This is a genomic window from Cylindrospermopsis sp. CR12, assembly GCF_001432185.1.
In the GTDB taxonomy this organism is placed as follows: Bacteria; Cyanobacteriota; Cyanobacteriia; order Cyanobacteriales; family Nostocaceae; genus Raphidiopsis; species Raphidiopsis raciborskii.
In genome coordinates this window covers 42823-61222 of the sequence record NZ_LMVE01000042.1, presented here as the reverse complement: position 1 = coordinate 61222, position 18400 = coordinate 42823, and the positions used below count along the sequence as shown (strand labels likewise).

Below are 18400 nucleotides of genomic sequence, written 5' to 3'. Positions count from 1 at the left end.
GGCGTTTACAAATGCACCAACATACTTTAGCTGCTGAAATTTGCCAAACGGGTGTGGGACTTCATAGTGGTGTAAATAGTACCGTGCGAATACTACCAGCTCCCATCGGGAGCAAACGCTACTTTGTAAGGGTAGATTTACCTGATTTGCCAATTATTCCCGCTGAAATCGCCGCAGTTAATCAAACTCTTCTCTCTACTGAATTAGGCACGGGAAATGCCCATGTACGCACAGTAGAGCATTTACTAGCATCCCTGGCTGCTATGGGTGTAGATAATGCCCGGATTGAAATTGACGGATCCGAAGTGCCCCTTTTAGATGGTTCTGCCCAAGTATGGACTAATAGTATTGCTGCTGTAGGAATAACTTCACAACCTGTTAGTAATGAATATTTAGCCATAGTAATTAAGGAACCTATCTACGTTTATGAAAAGGACGCATTTGTTTGTGTCCTACCCGGAGAGGATACACGTTTTAGCTACGGAATTGATTTTGACGTGCCAGCAATTGGCAATCAATGGCACAGTGTTGTCCTTTGCCATTCCTTTGTCACCGAAATTGCCCCAGCTCGAACCTTTGGCCTATTACATCAAATTGAACACTTGCAAAAATCTGGTTTAATCAAAGGTGGTAGTCTAGAAAACGCCCTGGTTTGCGGAATGGATGGCTGGGTAAATCCACCATTAAGGTTTATAAATGAACCAGTCAGACATAAAATCCTCGATCTGGTAGGTGATATCAGCCTATTAGGACAGTTTCCCAAGGGCCACTTTCTAGCCTACAAAGCTAGTCATCACCTCCATATCCAGTTAGCACGCAAAATTTTAGAAAGTGTCTGAAAAGTTGTGCTAAAAATTAAGTAAACTTTAAGATTATACGCTATTATCTAGGCTAATTTAGCTTCCCACATCTCAATCAAATCCATTGCCAATGTCAACCCTCAGCCAAACCAATTTTATCCAAGTGACTACATCTCAAGGAGAAGACCAAACCACTAATACATCAGCAACTAAAACAACTTTCACCATAGAAGAGATTCAGCAACTAATACCCCATCGCTACCCGTTTTTACTAGTAGACAAAATAGTTGACTATATTCCGGGAAAGTTAGCTGTAGGTATCAAAAATGTTACTTTTAACGAGCCTCAGTTCCAGGGACATTTTCCCGGACGTTCCCTAATGCCAGGGGTTCTAATCGTGGAAGCTATGGCTCAAGTTGGAGGGGTTGTTATGAGTCAAATGCCTAATATGCCCGAAGGACTATTTGTATTTGTAGGTATTGACAAAGTGCGGTTTCGTCGTCAGGTGGTACCCGGTGACCAATTAATTATGACTGTGGAACTGTTATCTGTCAAACAACGTCGGTTTGGAAAAATGCAGGGTCGAGCTGAAGTTGACGGAAATCTCGCCGCCGAGGGAGAACTAATGTTTTCTTTAATTAGTTAAAATTCGGATCGATAAAAACCTGCGTATTTAGATGCAGCCGTGAAGTGCATCATTCTAATTAATAAATATTTTGTCATCCCTGCTCCCTAATTTCAAATCTCATTCACATCTCAAATTCGCCTTCCTCACACATCACTTATTTTGCCCGACACTTTTTCTATGAAACCAGTTCTGGAGAGTCACCCTTGAAGACACTTATTCATCCAACTGCTGTAATACATCCTAACGCGGAACTCCACTCAACGGTGCAAGTAGGTGCCTATGCTGTGATTGGAGCGAATGTTCAAGTCGGACCAGAAACCGTTATTGGTGCCCATGCGGTGGTGGAAGGACCATGTAAAATTGGATCGGGAAATCACATTTTTCCAGGCGCTGTAATCGGTATGGAACCCCAAGACCTGAAATATGTGGGGGAACTATCTTGGGTTAAGATTGGTGATAATAATGCCATTCGTGAGTATGTGACTATTAACAGGGCTACCGGTCATGGTGAAGCCACCGTTATTGGTAATGGTAATCTGCTAATGGCTTACGTCCATGTGGGTCACAATTGTATAATTGAAGACTCAGTTATTATTGCTAACTCTGTAGCTTTGGCTGGTCATGTACATATTGAGTCCCGAGCTAGACTTAGTGGGGTTTTGGGTGTGCACCAATTTGTCCACATTGGTGGTATGTCCATGATTGGAGGTATGACACGTATTGATCGGGATGTTCCTCCCTATATGTTAGTGGAGGGAAATCCATCCCGCATCCGATCACTCAATCTGGTGGGATTAAAGCGGTCAGGAATGCCGATGAATGAGTTTCAACTACTGAAAAAGGCTTTTCGTATTCTCTACTGCTCTAATGTGTTGTTTAAGGATGCTTTATCTGAGTTGGAACTATTGGGGGATACATCACAGCTAAAACATTTACGTCGTTTCTTGCTACTTTCACAAATGCCAGGAAGAAGGGGGTTGATTCCAGGGAAAAGTGCCACCAAAGGTAGTGACAATAATGAGTTGTGATTGGCTATTTAGCTAGTCTTGACAAATTATGAATGATGAGTTTACTTATATTCATAAACTTTAATAAGTACTCATCATTTGGCTGAAATGCCAGAGCACCTAGAATGTCTACCTCATTTAAAATCTAAAGTTCATGCGAGTATTTATCAGTACTGGGGAAGTTTCGGGAGATTTACAGGGTGCTATGTTAATTACAGCACTGAAAAATCAAGCTGCTACTTTGGGCTTGCCATTAGAGATAGTAGCACTAGGTGGATCCCAAATGGCTAAAGCTGGGGCGAGAGTTTTGGGAGATACTAGTGGTATTGGTTCCATGGGAATTGTTGAGGCATTGCCATATATTATACCAACTATTAGGGTGCAAAGACAGGCGATCGCCTATTTAAAAAAAAATCCCCCGGATATAACAGTGTTAATTGACTATATGACACCAAATATGGGAATTGGTAGTTATATGCAGCAGCATTTTCCTCAGGTTCCCATAGTATATTACATTGCTCCCCAGGAATGGGTATGGTCAATGAGTTTAGATAGAACTAAGAAAATCGTTAGTTTTACTCATAAGTTGTTGGCAATTTTTCCCCAAGAGGCGAGATATTATGAGGAAAACGGAGCTAATGTTAATTGGGTGGGCCATCCCTTAGTAGATAAAATGGCGAACACACCCAGTCGTGAAAGTGCCAGAAAAATATTGGGTATTAAGGAGCAAGAATTGGCGATCGCTCTTTTGCCTGCTTCTCGTCATCAAGAGTTAAAATACTTACTACCTGCAATTTTTCAAGCTGGGAAAAATATACAATCCCAACTATCAAAAGTAAGTTTTCTTATACCCTTATCTTTAGAAAAATTTCGGGGAAAAATTACCAGAGCAATTAGGGAATATGGGTTAAAGGCCAGAATATTTTCTGGGAATCAGAGGGAAATTTTTGCTGCTGCTGACTTAGCAATTACTAAATCGGGGACGGCCAATTTAGAATTGGCCCTGGCCAATGTTCCTCAAGTAGTTGTTTATAGTCTTAATCCTTTCACTGCTTGGTTAGGTAGAAAGATTCTCAAAGGTTCCATTCCGTTTGCTTCCCCCGTCAATTTAGTTCTTATGCGAGAAATTGTACCTGAGCTATTACAGGAACAAGCTACAGCGGATAATATTACCAAAGCAGCGATGGAATTATTATTAAATAGTGAGAAAAGAGAAAAAACCTTATTAGATTATCAAGAAATGCGTCAATGTTTGGGTTCGGTTGGAGTGTGCGATCGCGCAGCTAAGGAAATTTTACTGATGGGGCGATTTGATTAGTTTAAGAACTATAGATAGGGGTGGATTGTGAGCATTGGAAATACCAACAATCCAGCAAGTTGATCATTCAGCTGCAACTCTTACAGATGGATAGGGAAAGAAATTTCTAAATCCTTCCAAACGTTGTTCCAAAGTTTCAGGAGAGCGATTCCACAAAGTTTCATAATAAAAGAAAACTATGCCTAACTCTTCCCTTTGCACAGTTCTGACCTGTTTAGTAATTTGTTGCATAGGAACAGGACTAGTTCTTAAACCGGCCATAATGCCAATTCCAGTAGGAATAATTTGGCGCACTTCTTGTATTTCATTCCGGGCAATTTTAGAGGTAAAACTTTCCAAATCAGAACGATAAACTTGCATAACCAACTCATCCACAATATTCAGTCTTACCCAATTCAACCAATCTTGTAACTGAAACCTATAAGCATGATTGTAGTAATTTGGTGAAACCGAAAAGATGAGTTTTGGTTTAATTTGCTTGATAGTATGGTTCAACCTCACCATGAATTCCGTGATTTTATTGGCCCGCCATGCTACCCATTCTGGATCTTGAGAATTAGCTGGGGGATTTTTACCCGTTTCTTGCTTATACAAGTTTACGGTATAGTCATCATAGCCAAATTCATGGGGTAAACTAGTGTGGTCATCAAACTGAATACCATCAATATCATAATTGTTAGTCAGCTCCACCAGCAGATCAATAATAAATTTTTGCACCTGGGGATGAAAGGGATTTAACCAAGATACTTCACCAGCAGCACTCATGGAAACTACAGCACCATCTCGCGTTTTAGTGAGCCAATCTGGCTTATTTAACGCCAGCTCTCCAGTATTGGGGGTCATAAATCCAAATTCAAACCAGGGGATTGCCAGTAGATTTTGACTATGGGCCTGATTAATAATATCTGCTAAAATATCATGACCATCGGATCCGCGAAATACAAAGGGTTGAATATCCAAGCTCTTAGCTACATTGCTAGGATACATAACATAACCTGAATTCCACACCACCGGGTAAATTGTATTAAAATTAAGCCGCCGCAATTTCGTCACAGCATCTTTAACTTGGGCACGATCCTTGAAAACATTTAAATCGTTACTTGTTACCCAAACACCCCGAATTTCTTCGCGAGACATTTGAGCGGTTACACTTGGTACTGAGTGTATGAGTACCACTGTCAATAGGGAAATTAAGCATAGCCAAGGGGAAAATTTCTTCCAGATTTTTCGTGGCCAGTTGGTTTGATCCATTGGATGATAATTGAACGAAAAAAGAGGGAGTTTCATGTTGGTCAAGGAGGTGTTCAAATTGGGAGGTGTTGCGGATTATCAACTCAAGTTGTTATCTAATCCCTAATCATAACTTAATAATAATCGTTATTCAAGAGACGTTATGTATATATAGCTTTATCTAAAACGCCATATACAGAGTTGACGGGTAAAAGTGACCCACCTTTACCTCCTACTACCAAAGCTATAAAACAGCGTATTGGTTAGTCTTCTCTAGTATTAACTTAGAACTCTTCACCTGTTGAGGAATCGCTACAGGATAATCACCCGTAAAACAAGCAGAACAGAACCCATTTGTATCTTCCCCAGTGGCGGCTAACATTCCCTCCCAACTTAAATAAGCGAGAGTATCCACCTCTAAATGTGTAGCTATCTCACTAACCGATTTTGTAGCTGCAATAAGCTGCTCCTGTGTATCCGTATCTATTCCATAGAAACAAGGGTGAGTCACCGGTGGAGAAGATATCCTCATGTGCACTTCCCTAGCGCCTGCTTCCCGCAGTGCTTTCACCAGTTTGCGACTAGTAGTTCCCCTGACAATAGAATCATCAATTATTACTACTCTTTTTCCCCATAACACATCCTTGAGCGGGTTCAACTTTACTTTTATCCCCGCCTCTCGCATACTCTGAGTGGGTTGAATAAATGTTCTACCGACGTAACGATTTTTAATTAGTCCCTCGCCATATACTATACCTGATTTTTGGGAAAACCCTATAGCAGCAGGTATACCAGAATCGGGTACACCAAAGACTATATCAGCATCTATGGGAGACTCCTGCGCTAAATTTCTTCCCAGTCGCATTCTATAACTATACAACGTCTCATTGTGCATTAAACTATCTGGACGGGCAAAGTAGATCATTTCAAAGATACATAATTTGCGCTGGGGTTGGGGATTCCAAAATAAAGATGCTAGACCCGTTTCTGTAATCCAAACCAACTCTCCCGGTTCCACGTCCCTTATATATTCCGCACCAATAATATCTAAAGCACAGGTTTCTGAGGCCAAAACATAGCGTATTGGCTCACTATCCAATTTGCCAATCACCAGGGGACGAATCCCATGGGGATCCCTTGCTCCCATAATTCCATCCGGTGTTCCAATTACTAAACTAAATGCGCCTTGACATCGGTGGAATGCATGAGTTGCAGCTTCCAACCATCCCTCACCAGTATTTACCTCCTCAGCGATCGCATGGGCTATCATTTCTGAATCCGTACTTGTCACCAGGTGTAAGTTGGTTTTGAGCAATTCTTCCCGTAATTGCATGGTATTCACCAAATTACCATTGTGAGCCAATGCCAGGGTTCCTAAACGAGTTTCCACCAATGCTGGTTGAGCATTCACCTTACGACTAGAACCGGTGGTGGAGTAACGAGTATGACCAACTGCAATATTACCTGGTAACTCCTCTAAAATTGTCTCGCTAAATACCTGAGAAACCAAACCCATATCCTTATGTTGATGTACATAAGGTCCTTCAAATGTAGCAATACCAGCGGATTCTTGTCCTCTATGTTGCAGCGCATATAATCCAAAATAGGTCATTTTTGCCACATCCTGTTCCGGGGCATATATACCAAAAACACCACAGGCTTCTTCCGGTTTGTCACAGAGGTTTTCAGAACTGTTCATGGTTAGATCAAAAGTGGTAGGATGCTGGGGAATCATGCTGGTTTTTGCTCCTGGTGAGTCACTAAATATTAGAAAATACGGGTGGGTTAGAGAATGGTTAGGTAGTTATTGATCTAGAAATAAATGTCGAACTTTTGCCATCCTTATTCTTAATTAAAACTTAACCATTCACTATCAGAGTATCGCAAATCGGTCAAGGATAAAAAATAAATTGTTAGTTACTTCACTCATAAAAAGCCAGTCGCTGGGCGATCGCCTGATGATAAACATTGCCCATTTGAGGAATATCCATACCCATTACCTCATAGTCATCAAGGGTAGAAACAGTCAACCCAGATGATAAATTGACAACCGAACCCAACTTTTGCCAATTATTCCCTAGGTGTGTTTGTAAATAGGACTCCCAAACTTGTTGATAGGTTCCGGGTACGGAAACTAGGATTCGGGCCCCACCTTCACCAAAAAGCACTTCATCAAAGCGACATTCCTCATTAGAAGAAATACCCAAATTAATGGATGCTCCTAAATTTCCACTCAAACAGCATTCTGCCAAAGCGACTATCAGACCACCTTCAGCACTATCATGAGCAGAACTAACCCATTTGTGACTAATACCATAACGACAGACCTGTTGCACATCCCGTTCCAGGGCAAAATCAATTTTTGGTGGTTTACCAGCAACAGTGTGATGAATAACTGCTAAATATTCCGATCCACCCAACTCCAACTTCACGGAAACTGGTAAACCTAACAGATAAATTCCATCACCTACATTTTGCCAACCCTGACCACAGATTTTTTGTAAATCCTCAATTAAACCAACCATTCCCACTACCGGAGTAGGGTAAATTGCCTGAGGATTTCCCTGTGCATCAAAGGTCTCATTATATAAAGAAACATTACCACCCGTTACAGGAGTTCCCAGCTCCCTACATCCTTCACTAATTCCTTTACAAGCATAAGCCAACTGCCAATAACCTACTTCCTTTTCTGGACTGCCAAAATTCAGGTTATCAGTCACTGCTAACGGTTGTGCACCTACACAACTAAGATTCCGCGCTGCTTCAGCCACCACTGCCTTAGCACCTTCATAAGGATCAAGATACACATAGCGCGAATTACAATCTACCGTAGCCGCCACCCCAGATTCCCAATGGGTGACCGTGGATTCTGATAAGGGACGTAATCGCAGCACTGCTGCATCCGCACCACCAGGTAACAATACAGTATTATTTTGGACTTGATGATCATATTGACGATATACCCAACTCTTAGAAGCAATAGTAGGCGTATTGAGTAATTTCAAGAGAATATCTTGCCAACTTAAAAACTCTCCCTGTACCTCAATTCCCCTGACATCGCAAGTTGGTAACTTGGCTGAAGTCCACTCCCAAGCTAGTTTTACATATTCTGGAGGTTCCGACAATAGTTTCCTTTCATACAAAGGAGTATTTTCAGCCAAAGCCTTTGCTGGAATGGATGCTGCTACTTCCCCCTGAAATAAAATTCTCACCACTGGCTCACTAATTACCTCCCCTGCAACTACTGCATGGAGTCCCCAACGCTGGAAAATATCAATTAACTCCTGCTCTCTCCCCTTCTGGGACACAAATAACATCCTTTCCTGAGATTCGGAAAGCAGGTACTCATAAGGTATCATTCCTAACTCTCGAGCCGGAACCTTATCTAAGTCAAACTGAATACCTACACCACCCTTAGCAGCCATTTCCGAAGTAGAGCAAGTAATCCCTGCAGCGCCCATATCCTGAGCAGCTACTACCGCTCCTGTCTTGAATGCTTCTAAACATGCCTCAATTAAAGACTTTTCCAGAAATGGGTCGCCCACCTGCACTGCGGGACGGTTATCCATGGACTCATCGGTTAATTCAGCGCTGGCAAAACTAGCACCACCCATACCATCTCGCCCAGTGGTAGAACCAACGTATAGAACTGGGTTCCCTATTCCTGCTGCCCCAGATTTAACTATGGTGGGTGTTTCCATTAATCCCAAAGCCATAACATTAACTAGAGGATTTCCTGAATAGGCTGAATCAAAATAAACTTCACCCCCCACAGTGGGAACACCTACACAATTCCCATAATGGGCTATACCCGACACCACACCCGTAAATAATCTTTGGGTTTTTGGATCCTCTAAATTGCCAAACCGGAGGGAATTTAATATTCCAATGGGACGCGCCCCCATGGTAAATATATCCCTTAATATACCACCTACACCGGTAGCAGCACCCTGAAAAGGTTCCACAGCAGAGGGGTGATTATGGGACTCTATCTTAAATGCTAATTGCAGTCCCTGTCCCAAGTCTACCACACCAGCATTTTCGCCAGGTCCCACCAGAATGCGTGGTCCAGTAGTGGGGAACTGTTTGAGCAACGGGCGGGAATTTTTATAGCAGCAGTGTTCGGACCACATCACTCCAAACATTCCCAATTCAGCCTTATTGGGGTGACGACCTAGACGACGCACTATGTCAGCATATTCATCTGGTTTAATGCCTTGGGAGGCGATTTCTTGGGAAGAAAAGGGACTGGTACTCATGTCTGTTTTACACCAAAGGTACAGATGTTTATTTTATCGAAAAGTTGGGATAAAACCGGTGTTTCTAACACAGCTTTTTTAGAAAATCTGCTTGACATCTTGAGCAAGACAAGGTAACATCCAAGAATAGTCGAGGGGTTATAGCTCAATTGGTAGAGCGCTTCAATGGCATTGAAGAGGTCAGCGGTTCGATTCCGCTTAACTCCATTTTAAATACAACAGTGATTTGTTATGCTATTCCACCTTGTTGAACGGCTGGCATTAGATCATTTAGTTCTTCAATTCTAAGCATACGAATATCCCTTACAGATGTAGCAAACCAAGGAAGCGACTTTGATACCTCGATTGCAGCAAGAACGCACGTAACTGCGTTAATATTTTCGTTGCCAAAATAGACACTACCTTGCTGGCGAGTAAATCCGTTTTGATTAAAAAATTTTTGAAGTACATTACCTCGGTGTGATACGGCGTTGACTGATGTCTATCCACACCAGTGCATTGCCCTACCATGATAACATAATAGTGTTATGATCTCTAACATGGGCTGTGTGTAGTTTTTGAGTTTTCGTTTTGCAAGACCATAACTCTACCATATCAACCCTTCCTTTTCATACTTTTTTTTGGCTAAGGTATTAATTGACTACCACTTTTGCTCCCCCAACCAACAAGTTGCCAACCAGCTGGCATCCTCTTCAACCCATTTGGCAAGGTGAGGAAGAAGAAATTCAAGGAGGACTACCACACACCCAATTAGCTCCCCCATGGCAGTTATTATTATTGGGTGATGGTTCCCCCACTAAACACCTGCAATTACTCACCTGTGAGCCAATAGAAGTGGATGTAATTGATATGTCATTTGTGGGCATGGATTTAGATCAGGCTCCCAATTTAATTGAAACCTTACCAGGCCCAAGATTACGACGACAGGTATGGCTAAAGACATCATCCGGTCAAAGATTGGGTTATGCTACATCTTGGTGGGAGGCCAGTCATGTGGATGAATTTTTGCAAAACCGCTCTCTACCAATTTGGGCAAGTTTAGCAAGAATTCGTACGGAATTGTATAGGGACATTCGAGGAATTTATTGCGGTTACTCGGATGCGCTACAGTTAGGTTTTGGGCAACCAGGACCTTTTTGGGGTCGCCACTACTTGTTTTGGCATCATGGAAAACCTTTAACCTTAATCTATGAGGTTTTCTCACCCTATCTAACTAAATACTTAGGTGAAACTGTAGTATCCCCCGCAGACTTTTGATTTCTGATGCACGAGTGGACTTGAGTAGGTTGTAGATACCGGAGAACTGTTTATGAATCTGGTTGTACTCCAGAATTGGCTAGATAATGCTTCCTTTGCTATTTTGTTCTGTACCATGCTGATATATTGGGTGGGGACAGCTTTTCCTAGTTTTTCCATCACCGCAGCACTGGGAACCGCTGGAATGGCCATTGCCAATTTGTCCATTGCTGTTCTATTAACAGCAAGATGGATGGAGGCGGGTTATTTCCCTTTGAGTAATCTTTATGAATCCCTATTTTTTCTCACCTGGGGAATTACTGCTATTCATTTAATTGCCGAATATACTAGTCGTAGCAGATTGGTAGGCGTAGTAACTGCTCCCGTAGCCATGGGTATTACCGCTTTTGCTACCCTCACCCTACCATCGCAAATGCAAAATTCAGAACCACTAGTACCAGCTCTTAAGTCTAACTGGCTAATGATGCACGTCAGTGTGATGATGTTAAGCTATTCAGCTTTAATGGTAGGTTCTTTACTGGCGATCGCCTTTTTAATTGTCACCCAGGGTCAAAATATTGAATTACAGGGTAGTTCGGTAGGTAATGGTGGTTATCGTACCAATGGTTATAAACTGCTCAAATCCCAGGAATTAATGATGGAAGGTTCTGGAGGAGAAAAGAATGGTTTTGCCCGGGTAGAAAGCAATCAAAATGGTAATGGATATAGTACAGCAGTTTTAGAAGTGGTGAAAGCTGACCATATATCACCAGTTACAACCCTTTCTCCCCAACGTCTGACCCTAGCGGAAACCTTGGACAATATTAGCTATCGGGTAATTGGTCTTGGTTTTCCCTTACTAACAATAGGTATTATTGCTGGTGGCGTTTGGGCCAATGAGGCGTGGGGTTCCTATTGGAGTTGGGATCCAAAAGAAACTTGGGCCCTAATTACCTGGTTGGTTTTTGCTGCTTATCTTCACGCCAGAATTACCCGTGGTTGGCAAGGAAGAAAACCAGCAATTTTAGCAGCTGGTGGTTTTTTAGTGGTTTGGACCTGCTATTTAGGCGTAAATCTGTTGGGTAAAGGCTTACATTCCTACGGTTGGTTTCTCTAATTCTATCAGGGGGAATCTCCCCTGATCCCCATTCCCGATTTGACCAATATTTAGATAGAATAACTGGGCATAACCTAAAGTTACCAAATCGCTTTTGACTAAGACGAAATGATGATAAGTCAATTAAATAATGGTTTTACTCTATTTCTAAGTCTGCTGGTCGAGGCAATGCCTTTTTTGCTTTTAGGTGTTTTATTTTCTAGCTTGTTGTTGTTTTTCGTTGAAGAGCGCAAACTTGTAGATATAATGCCTAAAAATCCCTTCCTGGGAGCTTTGTTTGGCAGTATGATTGGCTTTTTATTTCCAGTTTGCGAGTGTGGTAACGTACCAGTAGCTAGACGATTACTAATGCAAGGAGTGCCCACGTCGGTTGCTATTGGTTTTTTGCTAGCAGCACCAACTATCAACCCAATTGTGATTTGGGCAACGTGGACTGCATTTAGGGATCAACCAGAAATAGTAGTTTTAAGAGTGGTTTTATCCTTATCAATTGCTACTATTATTGGCTTTGTGTTCAGCTTTCAAAAGGATATTACTCCTTACCTGCAACCCCAGATTGCCCGCTATTTGAAATTTAACCCCCCAGCACAGACAGAACCAAAAACCCCACAATTACAAGAACAGGTTACAACCCCCAGTCCCCTTTTGCAATCGGGAACCTATATCCTCGGTGGTAAAGCAGGTATATCCACCAGGTTAAGTGGAAATTTTTCTCAACCAGTTGTAAAAACACCCAACAGAACTTTAATTGGGAAACTGGGCCTGGTTTTAGATAATGCTATCCAGGAACTCCGAGAATTAGGAGCCATAATGGTACTAGGTAGTGCCATAGCAGCAGCTATTCAAGTATTAGCCCCCCGAGATGTGATTCTCAGTTTGGGTGCGGGGCCAATTAGTTCAATTCTTACCATGTTGTTACTAGCTACAGTGGTATCAATTTGTTCCACGGTTGACTCCTTTTTTGCCCTCTCCTTCGCTTCAACTTTTACTAGTGGATCTTTATTAGCCTTTCTTGTCTTCGGTCCAATGATTGACATTAAGGGTGTGGGATTAATGTTATCTGTTTTCAAACCAAAAGCTCTGTTTTATTTATTTGCCTTAGCAGGTCAATTGACACTTTTATTTACCTTGTTTTTAAATCTCCACATCATGTAGCTTAAATGCTGTGATTTTACGTGTATGACTTCACTACGAAATGCTAAATCCCAAACGCCTAATCATTTACTCCCTTGGTTAGAGGTAGTAGCCATTGCTGCTTGGGGAGTGCTAATCTTGAAGTACTGGCTAACCAATAAACTGAATCTCTTAATTCACCCTGATTTCTTTTGGTTAGTTATTGTAGCTGCTATTGGTTTACTGACCATGAGTTTTTGTAAAAGTTTGCAACTTTGGCACAAAATTCCTCCCGATCAAATCACCAGTGGTGAACAACATATTAATGTGTTTCCCCCTGGGTGGAGTAGCAGCTTGCTATTAGTTGCTGCGGTTTTAGGATTTATTATTAGTCCTCAAGTCTTTGCTTCCCAAACAGCACTGAATCGAGAAGTTACGGAAATACTAGGAGCAACACGGACTCAACCCCAGTCCTTTCGCGCTAATACCCGTCCAGAAGAGCGAACTCTAATAGATTGGGTAAGAATACTCAATGTCTATCCAGAACCGGACGCTTATACTGGACAGAAGGTCAAAGTTCAAGGGTTTGTGATTCACTCCCAGGAACTCAATCTGGACCATCTTATCTTAGCTAGGTTTGTGATTACTTGTTGTGCTGCGGACGTTTATCCCGCTGGATTACCTGTCCAACTCCCCACTAATCGCGACCAATATCCCCCAGATACCTGGTTAGAAGTGGAAGGACAAATGATCACGGCCAATATTGCTGGTAAACGCCGACTCACTATTAAGGCTAATTCTATCCGCAAAATTCCCCAGCCCAAAAATCCTTACAGTTATTAGGTGTATTAGGTGACTAGAATATGTTAATTAACCCGAGACTTGTTTAGATTTGTTTGCATTTGTACAGGAATTATTTTCCATTTCTACCGATGACTAAAACCTATAAATCTATTTTGTCTGTTTCACAACTAGATCGTGCGGCGATCGCCCTGATATTAGTGTTAGGTTTGTTGATTGGAATAACTATTGCTCAGGGGGATGGTGTAAAACCCACTGTGCGCAGTTTTAGTTGGCAAGATCGACAGATTGGTGCTGAAGATACTGCATTTAGTCTGGTCTTTAGTCGTCCCATGGATGCTAAAAGTGTGGAGGATAATTTGCAAATTACCCCACCACTAGCTGGTAAAATCAGCTGGGCGGGGAAAAGGATGGTCTACACACTATTAACACCAGCTCCCTATGGCACAAATTATCAAGTTTCGTTAAATAAAGCCAAGGACAAATTTTCCCGCAGTCAGAATAGCAATAGACTAATCAAATCTTTTATGGGTAGTTTCTCTACTCGCAATCGTGCGTTAGTCTATATTGGTGCAAGTCCCCAGGAATATGGTAGGTTGGTTCTTTATAACTTAACCCAAGAGCAGAAAACCATACTTACCCCCAGGGATTTAATTGTTATGGACTTTGAGCCATTTCCTATAGGGGATAAAATCCTGTTTTCCGCTCGTGCAAGTAATAATCCAGATTTACTGTCGGCGAAAATTTATACAGTGACTACAGGAATAGTTAATGGACAAGAACAAAAATCAGAACCAGCAGGTAAACTGGGTTTAATGTTGGACAGTCAAGAGTATCAAAACCTCAAGTTTGACTTGTCCCCTGACGGGGAAACTATTGTGGTTCAAAGAGGTAAAAAAGATAATCCTGGAGATTTTGGACTATGGTATTCATCCCTGGATAACCTAGATTCCAATGGAAAAGTAACACTAAAACGCTTAGAAGGTAAACCAGCAGGTGACTTTATCATTACACCGGATAGCAAAGCAGTAGCAGTTGCCCAAGGACAAGGAACTGCGATTTTATCCCTAGCAGGAGATACAAGTAAACCATTGGACTTTTTACCTCAGTTTGGTTTGGTACAAGCCTTTTCTAAAGATGGTTCCCAAGCTGCTATGGTAAAATTTAATAACGATTATACTAGAGATTTATTCTTGGTTACCAATCAAGGAGTTCAGAAACCATTACTAAAAACCTCAGGATCCATACTTTACTGCAGTTTTGATCCTTCCTCACCCACTCTCTACTGCTTATTAACTAGTTTAGTATCACAAGACAAATATGTGGAACAACCTTACCTGGTGGCGATCAATCTGGATACAAAAAAGTATAAACCAATTTTAATGTTACCATTAGGACAAAGAAATGTACAAATGAGCCTAGCTCCCGATGGTTTAGCAGTTTTGTTTGACCAAATTGTACCTGTAAGTAATAACTCCCTTTCCTTACCACCTAGTATCTTGAAAACCAATGATGGAGAGGCGATCGCCAAAAGTAGTCTATGGTTTATGCCCCTAGTACCGATTGCTGAAGATCAAGGCAAGTCTCTGATTAAACCGGAAACACTTCCTATGGATGGATTTAACCCGGTATGGCTCCCATAACCTTTCTATTATTTTACAATTATACAGAGAGAAACAAGTCATGGTAGATTCAGAAATACAACAGTTAGTAACCTTAAATCAAGAACTAAAAAATGTTAACAATGATTTATGTAGAAAATTGGAGAAGTTAAACAAGGAATTAGGGGAAGCGGAAAAAATTCTACAGTGGCAAAAAAAACGCTCTAGCGTCAGCGAATCCATGTTAAATCAGCAGAATCAGGAGATAACAGCTGCTCAAGAGCGAATACAGTCCCTTTCCCAGCAATTGGAAACTGCTTTGCAAAATATGGAAAGTCAGGAGATGTTTATTGAAACCCATAAAGCAGAATCGCAAATAAATCAACAAAGAATCGCCCAACTAGAAAGAGAATGTACCCTTCTACAAACTAAATGTAGTGAACAATCTCAACAGTTACTACAGTCAGAAAATACCTGTCGTGAATTAGGTATGCGACTTTTAAGACAACAGCGTCAAACCCTACAGTTTAAAGCTGCTTTGGAAAAGTGTTTAGATAATCCTGCTTCTAGCGATCAAGAAATAGATGATAATGCTTGTTATTTAGATGTAAATACGGAGGACAGCAGATTTTATAAAAAAGTGCAGTCTTTATTATCACACAGGGAACCCATTAGACCTTGGTCAGCAATGGACTATGTAGACTCAGAATTTAACCAACCCACAGAAAACACAATGGATGTCCCCGAAGAGACTTCCCATGTAGATCAGAGATTGGAAGATATTCTGTCCGTGTTTTTTGCTTCTAATCCCGATGTGTCAGATATATCAAATACAAATCGGACAAATAATACCAAGGAGACCAATATCATAGACTCAAATCCAGAGGAAAATGAACCTAGACCAACCATGACTTCAGAAAGTTCAAAAGATATAAATAATTTACCCAAAGTGAACTTGTTATCTGATTGTCCCATAAATACCATCAACATGAACACCAGTGACCAACAAAATAATTACGATCTACAATGGTCAATTAATAAAATTAATAATTCGTCTAATAACTTCTCCCCTGTAGAACCTTTAGAGCAAGATTCAGAAGAGAAATCACCTTCACCTTTGATTTACCCTGGTCGAACGGTGAAAGTGAGAAAAACCTTAGCAGCAGTAGAGCTGCCAAATTTCCCACCTCAGTCTCAAAATCAAGACGCTCGTTAACTCTTCCTAAACTTACCTACAGACAAATCTGAAGAAATGGAAGTGACAAATCGAGTGTTAACACGCCTCCCAATGGTAATGGCATAATTAATTTCCAATAATTGTAGCCAAAGTGCGGGATAATTAGGTTCCAACCAGGACTGATTCCATTGGAGGAATGGGGAGAACCAGGTTCCCAGCAAAGCGCTTACCAGAGCATGAACACCAAAATTAAAATAATTGCCCAACCATTTAACTAGATCCTGAAAACCCGCCATTTGCCAAATCCAAATCAGTAAAGCAGGATTTTTGCTAGCAGCTTTTATCGCTAGACGATTAAAGGTTAACCAGTCACAGCGGTCTTTAATAAAATTGTCCACTACCTGTAAAGGTTCATCTACCAGCAAACCAAAGAAGGTATTGAGCATAGCATTTACCCTTTGGGGAGGAATAAATTTCCCCGTGGGAACCATCATTCCTTTAGAGAATAACCAAGTTACAGAAACGTTACTTTGGTAGGCACGAATTCTATTTAGATGTGTGAAACTCAGTAAATTATGTTTTAAAGCAGTATTCAACAGAGTCGTTAAACGGTCCAGGTTGCGAACCAGAGAACCGAAACCAGTAAATACTAAAGGAGATTGTAAAGAAGCGGAATCACCAATGGCAATTACTCGGTTAAAAGCCACCTTGCGATCTCTACTACTGGTACTAAAATGCCCGGGTATATAGCCAAAAGTAGCCTTTTTCCACACCAGGTTATCCAGGTCACAACGGCGGTATTCTGGTAAAATTGCAAAAAAGTCCTCATACATTTCCAAAAGAGAACCGGGATTTTTACCATTTACCTGATGATAGTGAAATAGATAAATTGTCAGTTCTTCCCCCTTTCCTGGAAACAACTCCCAAATTAACTGTCTTCCCCTAGAAATATCCCCATGACTATACAAAACATCCCCATACTGGGAGTCCCACACTCCAGGAGCGAATCCCTTCTCTATAATAGCACCCACTGTAGGACACACACTATCAAAAGCTCTACCACCATTTAATTGCCAAGCTATAGGAGAAGCAGTACCCATAGCATCTATGAGTAATCTACCCCCTACTAGTTTCTCATTTCCTGTAGTTATACTCTTGACAGTTACACTAACTTGTGAACTAGTGACATCTGCTCGCACAAATTCTGTTTCATCCCAAATATCACCACCAGCATCTCGCAGTTTTTGTCCACACAGGGTTAATAATATCTCAGCATCCAGAGCCACATTCAGAACCGTAGGTGTGTGTAATACAGGTGCTTGCAAGTCAAATGGATTATTGGCATCAAAAAACTTATTAAAACCATCTTTATACTCTCTAGCAATAATAGTTTCTACTTCTTCATTTGTAAGTAAGTTTAGATTGATTAGACTTTGAATTTCATCCCGAGAAATATTCCATTCCCTATTCATTCTGCCAAAAGGTAATCTTTCAATCAGTAGCACCTTATAACCCAATCTAGCCATAACTGCAGCATGGATTGAACCCAAAGCGCCACCGATATAGATTAGGTCATAGATTGGGCCAGATGAGTTTTCTGATGAGGTTGTTTGGTGGTCAAAAACTACTTGACGGGGTTGCTGAGGACTTTTGACACCTTCGCGCCAACGTTGCTCCCACCAGTAAACACGTTTAAGATCATATTCCCCATTGGGAATTTTCTGAAAATACTTGACAGTTAGAGGATAATAGGGTTCTAATTCTGTAAAAATTGACCTTTGGGGGTCAATCTTTGGGGGATCGGGGTATTGGTGGGGAAAGCGGCTCCGAATACCCATAGTTAAGCGTTGTAAAACTAAACCTTCTCTTCTAAATGGTTTATCTCCCCAACGAAACACCTTCAAGTATGTTGTTCGCTGTACAGACCAAACAAAAATCGAGAGTTCCGTAGCTAAATGTTTTTCAATAGATAACTCCTCATTTACCACGCGAACTCCTTGTGGAGTTAGTAATTTTTCTCCATCTCCCGGAACAAACTCTGTTTGTAGCCAGTCCCGGACAGCACCACTATCGCTGGTGGGAATTTCTAAGTAAAGAAGCTCTTTCATTTTCT

General features: G+C 41.3%; 14 protein-coding genes and 1 tRNA gene. 11 read left to right on the top strand and 4 right to left on the bottom strand.

Annotated features, from left to right (window positions below; translation table 11 throughout):
• Positions 1-11: 11 nt before the first annotated feature.
• The 4 genes from lpxC (at position 12) to lpxB (ending at position 3753) form a co-directional block, all read left to right on the top strand.
• Positions 12-839 carry a UDP-3-O-acyl-N-acetylglucosamine deacetylase gene (gene lpxC / locus ASL19_RS04670; RefSeq protein ID WP_006276945.1) on the top strand — a complete coding sequence of 276 codons (828 nt, stop codon included), beginning with the start codon at positions 12-14 and terminating at the stop codon, positions 837-839.
• Between the two features lie 91 nt (positions 840-930).
• The gene (fabZ, locus tag ASL19_RS04665; protein ID WP_006276944.1) at positions 931-1446 is read left to right on the top strand and encodes a 3-hydroxyacyl-ACP dehydratase FabZ; all 516 of its coding nucleotides are present in this window, start codon (positions 931-933) and stop codon (positions 1444-1446) included.
• A 185-nt stretch (positions 1447-1631) separates the two neighbouring features.
• A complete protein-coding gene (gene lpxA / locus ASL19_RS04660; protein WP_072149089.1) occupies positions 1632-2456 on the top strand; it encodes an acyl-ACP--UDP-N-acetylglucosamine O-acyltransferase in 825 nt (274 codons plus the stop codon).
• Positions 2457-2589: 133 nt separating this feature from the next.
• Positions 2590-3753, top strand: a complete 1164-nt coding sequence (gene lpxB, locus ASL19_RS04655; protein ID WP_057177471.1) for a lipid-A-disaccharide synthase — start codon at positions 2590-2592, stop codon at positions 3751-3753.
• A 63-nt stretch (positions 3754-3816) separates the two neighbouring features.
• On the opposite strand, the gene ASL19_RS04650 is transcribed toward lpxB, so the two are convergent.
• From ASL19_RS04650 to purL, 3 genes are all read right to left on the bottom strand, one after another.
• Complete coding sequence (locus ASL19_RS04650; RefSeq protein WP_057177470.1) at positions 3817-5004, bottom strand: glycoside hydrolase family 10 protein; 1188 nt, start codon at positions 5002-5004, stop codon at positions 3817-3819.
• Between the two features lie 223 nt (positions 5005-5227).
• On the bottom strand, positions 5228-6718 hold the full coding sequence (purF, locus tag ASL19_RS04645) for an amidophosphoribosyltransferase (protein WP_057177469.1): 1491 nt from the start codon (positions 6716-6718) through the stop codon (positions 5228-5230).
• 187 nt (positions 6719-6905) lie between these two features.
• Positions 6906-9242 carry a phosphoribosylformylglycinamidine synthase subunit PurL gene (gene purL, locus ASL19_RS04640; RefSeq protein ID WP_057177468.1) on the bottom strand — a complete coding sequence of 779 codons (2337 nt, stop codon included), beginning with the start codon at positions 9240-9242 and terminating at the stop codon, positions 6906-6908.
• Positions 9243-9376: 134 nt separating this feature from the next.
• Between purL and ASL19_RS04635 the strand changes: the two genes are divergently transcribed.
• The 7 genes from ASL19_RS04635 to ASL19_RS04605 all read left to right on the top strand — a co-directional run bounded on the left by ASL19_RS04635 (position 9377) and on the right by ASL19_RS04605 (position 16326).
• A tRNA-Ala gene (locus tag ASL19_RS04635) sits at positions 9377-9449 on the top strand.
• A 429-nt stretch (positions 9450-9878) separates the two neighbouring features.
• Positions 9879-10499: a chorismate lyase gene (locus ASL19_RS04630; protein WP_006276937.1), complete on the top strand. Its 621-nt coding sequence runs from the start codon at positions 9879-9881 to the stop codon at positions 10497-10499.
• 52 nt (positions 10500-10551) lie between these two features.
• Complete coding sequence (gene ccsB / locus ASL19_RS04625; protein ID WP_006276936.1) at positions 10552-11595, top strand: c-type cytochrome biogenesis protein CcsB; 1044 nt, start codon at positions 10552-10554, stop codon at positions 11593-11595.
• 111 nt (positions 11596-11706) lie between these two features.
• Positions 11707-12750 (top strand): permease, encoded by a 1044-nt coding sequence (locus tag ASL19_RS04620; RefSeq protein ID WP_057177467.1) that lies wholly within the window; start codon positions 11707-11709, stop codon positions 12748-12750.
• A 24-nt stretch (positions 12751-12774) separates the two neighbouring features.
• Positions 12775-13551 (top strand): TIGR03943 family protein, encoded by a 777-nt coding sequence (locus ASL19_RS04615; RefSeq protein ID WP_057177466.1) that lies wholly within the window; start codon positions 12775-12777, stop codon positions 13549-13551.
• Between the two features lie 89 nt (positions 13552-13640).
• A complete protein-coding gene (locus ASL19_RS04610; protein WP_057177465.1) occupies positions 13641-15152 on the top strand; it encodes an Ig-like domain-containing protein in 1512 nt (503 codons plus the stop codon).
• A gap of 40 nt (positions 15153-15192) precedes the next feature.
• Positions 15193-16326, top strand: a complete 1134-nt coding sequence (locus ASL19_RS04605) for a hypothetical protein (protein ID WP_057177592.1) — start codon at positions 15193-15195, stop codon at positions 16324-16326.
• Here the strand turns inward: ASL19_RS04605 and ASL19_RS04600 are convergent.
• Positions 16323-18395, bottom strand: coding sequence for an NAD(P)/FAD-dependent oxidoreductase (locus ASL19_RS04600; RefSeq protein WP_057177464.1), 2073 nt, complete (start codon positions 18393-18395; stop codon positions 16323-16325). The genes ASL19_RS04605 and ASL19_RS04600 overlap by 4 nt on opposite strands.
• Positions 18396-18400 lie beyond the last annotated feature (5 nt).